3 protein-coding genes and 2 pseudogenes are annotated in these 3,478 nt (G+C 70.1%); 3 read left to right on the plus strand and 2 right to left on the minus strand.

Going from position 1 to position 3,478, the window contains the following annotated elements; genetic code table 11:
- Positions 1 to 853 precede the first annotated feature (853 nt).
- A pseudogene (locus tag HCC78_RS31790) lies at positions 854 to 1,519 on the minus strand (transposase); the annotation flags it as partial.
- 86 nt (positions 1,520 to 1,605) lie between these two features.
- Here HCC78_RS31790 and HCC78_RS33380 point away from each other — a divergent pair.
- On the plus strand, positions 1,606 to 1,752 hold the full coding sequence (locus HCC78_RS33380) for a hypothetical protein (protein WP_216671405.1): 147 nt from the start codon (positions 1,606 to 1,608) through the stop codon (positions 1,750 to 1,752).
- Entirely contained in the window at positions 1,740 to 2,330 is a 591-nt protein-coding gene (locus HCC78_RS33385) for an aldehyde dehydrogenase family protein (RefSeq protein ID WP_216671406.1), read from the plus strand. The genes HCC78_RS33380 and HCC78_RS33385 overlap by 13 nt, the downstream gene beginning before the upstream one ends.
- 217 nt (positions 2,331 to 2,547) lie before the next feature.
- On the opposite strand, the gene HCC78_RS31800 is transcribed toward HCC78_RS33385, so the two are convergent.
- The gene (locus tag HCC78_RS31800; RefSeq protein ID WP_172332703.1) at positions 2,548 to 2,922 is read right to left on the minus strand and encodes a hypothetical protein; all 375 of its coding nucleotides are present in this window, start codon (positions 2,920 to 2,922) and stop codon (positions 2,548 to 2,550) included.
- On the opposite strand from HCC78_RS31800, the pseudogene HCC78_RS34295 reads away from it, so the two are divergent.
- Positions 2,885 to 3,100 (plus strand): annotated as a pseudogene (locus HCC78_RS34295) (transposase); the annotation flags it as partial. The gene HCC78_RS31800 and the pseudogene HCC78_RS34295 overlap by 38 nt on opposite strands.
- Between the last annotated feature and the right edge of the window lie 378 nt (positions 3,101 to 3,478).

Genomic DNA, 3,478 nt, shown 5'->3' on the forward strand with positions numbered 1-3,478 from the left:
GATCCGCCCGGACCGCTCCTTGCCGCCAGGCGGGTGCGCCCGCGGCGCCGGCCCGGGCCGGGCGGACCGGAAGACAGCCACGCCGGGCGCGGCCGCCGCAGAGGCCGGGGACGCGACGGGGACGGGGACGGGGATCGTGGCGGGCCGCCGCGATCCGCGCCGCTGCGATGCCGGTCCTCTCCTCCGGACCGCGCAGCCGGCCGGCGGGCAGGCCGCGTGCCGGGCCCGCCGCGCGCGGCTCCGAGCTGCCGGTCCAAGCCGCGAAGGCCCTCCGCGGCCGCGATCCCGAACTCCGGCAGATGCGCGCGGATCGCGTTCGCCGTCCGTGTCCGCGGGCGAACCGGGACATCCCGCGCCGCATGATCCGGGAGCGCCGCCTGTCGGCCTGCCGGCTTCGCCGGCACGAAGCGCATGGCGGGCCGGGCAGCGGCCCCGCGGACCGCTTCCGCGCCGGCCGCGGCCGCCTTCCCCCGCCTTGCATGCGGCTGCACATGGGCCGGCGGCATCAGCCGCACCTCGCGGCCGCGCCCGGCCGGGTCCCGCGCCCGGCAGTGTGCGCCCGGACGGGCCTCCATTCCGGCCATGCACGGCTCGGGCCGCCCGGAGAACCCGGGCACCTGCGACCGGCGCAACCGGCGGCGGAGGGCGGCCCGCCCGTCCGCAGCGGCGCCGCGAACCTGGAACGCGCCCTTGGCCGGATCGAGGCCGATGGCGACAGGCTGCTCCATGGATGGCTCCTCTCGGCGGAAGGCTCCGCAGCTCCCGCCCCGGCACATCGCGATGCCGCTGGAGGGGCCAACCACACCGTCAATGGCGCTTGCGCTGGCAGCTCCGGAGGAATTCCCGGGCGCCCCGTGCCGCCGCGCGCCAGGATCGCCGCATGGCACCTGCGCGCGTCTTGGGCGCCCCCAGCGGTGCCCGGAGTTTCCCATCGCGGCGCCATCGGTTCGAGCCCGATGGACGACGGCGCATCCGCAGGCGACTCGGCGTTGACGGTGGCGATCTCCTCGTCCTGCGGGATCTGGTCCAGAAGGTCAGGCAGAGCCGGGCTGTCGCCCTCGCGGCTGGAGGTGGATTCCACCGCCCGGATGCCGCCTGCCGCCATGTCCGTCGCCAGATGGACCTTGCGGTACCGGCGGCGGCGGGTGGCGTGCTTCCTGGCCAGCCGCTCATTCATCGGGCTTTCGCGGCCCCCGCGCGGCCACGGTCCCGTCTCGCTTTGGCGTCGGCTGAGCGTGGCGAAGTCGGGCACCGGCCAGTCCGACCCTGACATCCGGAGGATGCTGGAGACCATCCCGGTCGTTTGCCGGAGCAGCGGGCCGAACAGGACCTTCACCATCAGGCAGAACTGGATCGCCGCGCCGGAGAAGACCGGCGGGCGCCCGGGCCTGCCTGCCTTCGGGGCGAGCCTGGCCATGTCCCGGTCCAGCCGGACCAGCAGGGACCTGCGCCGCTGAAGCGCGTCGTCACGGGACATCCAGTTCCCTGCGCGGTAGCCGGCAGGTTCGGGCTTCGTCATGAAAGACCGCTGACCTGCTGGATTCCCGAGGCGAATCCAGCACCTCGAAGAGTTCCGCAACAACGCCGAACCAGGAGCAGATCTGCATGTCGACCGAGCGCATCATCGTGGTCGAGGCGGTGGCCGATGCCTTCGTCGAACAGCTTGCCACGCTGCCCCATGGCAATCCGCGCGGGCAGGCGGTGCTTGGCTTGCCAGTGTCGCTGGCCGCCGCCCAAAAGTGGACGCGCTGATCGCCCATGCCGCCGCGAAGGGCACGCGGGAAGGTGCAGTCCATGCCGCGACGCAGCTTGACGGCGTGACCTCCACAATGCGGACCTACTCCGGGCAAAGCTTCGGCCCGGTCAAGTCGATCACCCGCGTGAAGGACATGGACGAAGCCGTCGCGGTGGCGAACGCCACCGAATACGGGCTCCCGGTGGCGGTGTTCACCCGGGACATCACCCGTGCCTTCGAGGTGGCCAACCGCATGCAGAGCGGGACCCGCCATATCAACGGACCCACCGTGACGGACGAGCCGCAGACGCCCCTAGGCGGCAACAAGGCGTCGGGGGATGGCCGTTTCCGGCGGCAATGCAGGACTGGCGGAATTCACCGAGCCACGCTGGATTGCCGTTGGGAACCCGAAACAGGGCTATCCGTCCTGATCTTCCCGGTCCCGGCGATGGCAGGCGCCGCCCAAGCAGAGGACCGGAAACCCTGCGTGGGCTCCGCAACGCATCACCTGGGAAGGCGCAAACTTCGAAACACATGCCAGCAGTTCCGCAATCAATCTCAATGCAGCCCAAAATACTTCGGCAAGAGTTATTAGATTGCCATAACACCGGCTATCGATGCTCCCTCTGGATTTTGAGCGCCCCCTTCGGCGGCTTGCCTTGCCTTGCCTGCTCCAGCGGATGCCTGGCGCCCGCTTTCCTGCAGTTCGCCTGGCTGGTTCCGGCCGGCAGTTCAGCGCACAGTCTGTGTGAGAACTCGGGTTTTGCTGACAGTGCGCAGCTTGCCGGAACAGCATTGGCCGGTGCTTCGGTTCACCCAGCAGCGGGTATCGCCGGTGCCATGCGGGCTTGCAGCGCCGCCCGCATGGCCGGTCCCCCCAAGATCTTCATCACCCGCTTCATGTTGCAGGCGGGGACATGCTGCGCCATTTCCGTCGCAACGTTCTTCGGGTACTTCATCGTGAGATGCGTGGCGCCCATCCAGGTCTTGACCATGCCGGAGGGATGCTCGGCCGTCTGCCGCCTCGTCCGCATGATCAGGGGATCGTCGGCAATCCGCTGCTGGACCCGCTCCAGAAAGACTGAGGCGGTCCCTGAAAATCGGACACCTTTCCAAGCTTGCCCCCCAACGATGACGAGGAAGAACGGCGTGGCTGGCAAGCGAAAGAATTGCGGCGCCGAGTTCAAGGGGAAGGCGGCTCTTGAGGCTATCCGAGGTGAGCTGACGGTCGGCGAACTGGTGGCAAAGCACGGCGTGCATCAGACCCCTATCTGCACCTGGAAGCGGCAGGCGCTCGAGGGCATGTCCGGAATCTTCTCCGGCAGGGCCGAGGCAAAGGCGGCCGGGAAGGAGGGCGAGATCGAGAGTGAGCCTGCCCGCGCCACCGGTCCGAGCGGAGCATCCTCCGCTCGGTCCCCGTCGAGCACATGGATTTCAGCGTGTCAAACGGCATCGAAACTTGCCCCCTATTGGATTGCGCCGCTGCGGGCGGGCCAGGCGGCCGGGTTGAATTCGCCCTCCGCGGGCTTCCAGAGGAAGAAAGCCCCTGCCCGGACGCCACCGAGGCCGCAGCACCGGATTCAAGCGCCAGGTCGCCGCCGGGTTTCGGGGCGGCGGGACGCTCCGCGCGCTCGGCCGCCGCCGCGGCCCGCCGCGCAGCCTGATCCGGGTCCGGATGGAAAGGCGGGGAACCGGCGCGCTCGACGGGGAGCGCGGCCCTGTCCGCCATTGGTCCGGGAACAA

This window comes from Mangrovicoccus sp. HB161399 (assembly GCF_013184745.1).
GTDB lineage: Bacteria > Pseudomonadota > Alphaproteobacteria > Rhodobacterales > Rhodobacteraceae > Mangrovicoccus.

Excerpts from the sequence above, each read along its gene's own strand:
- HCC78_RS33380 (WP_216671405.1), top strand. The coding sequence starts at position 1,606 with ATGTCGACCGAGCGCATCATCGTGGTCGAGGCGGTGGCCGATGCCTTC.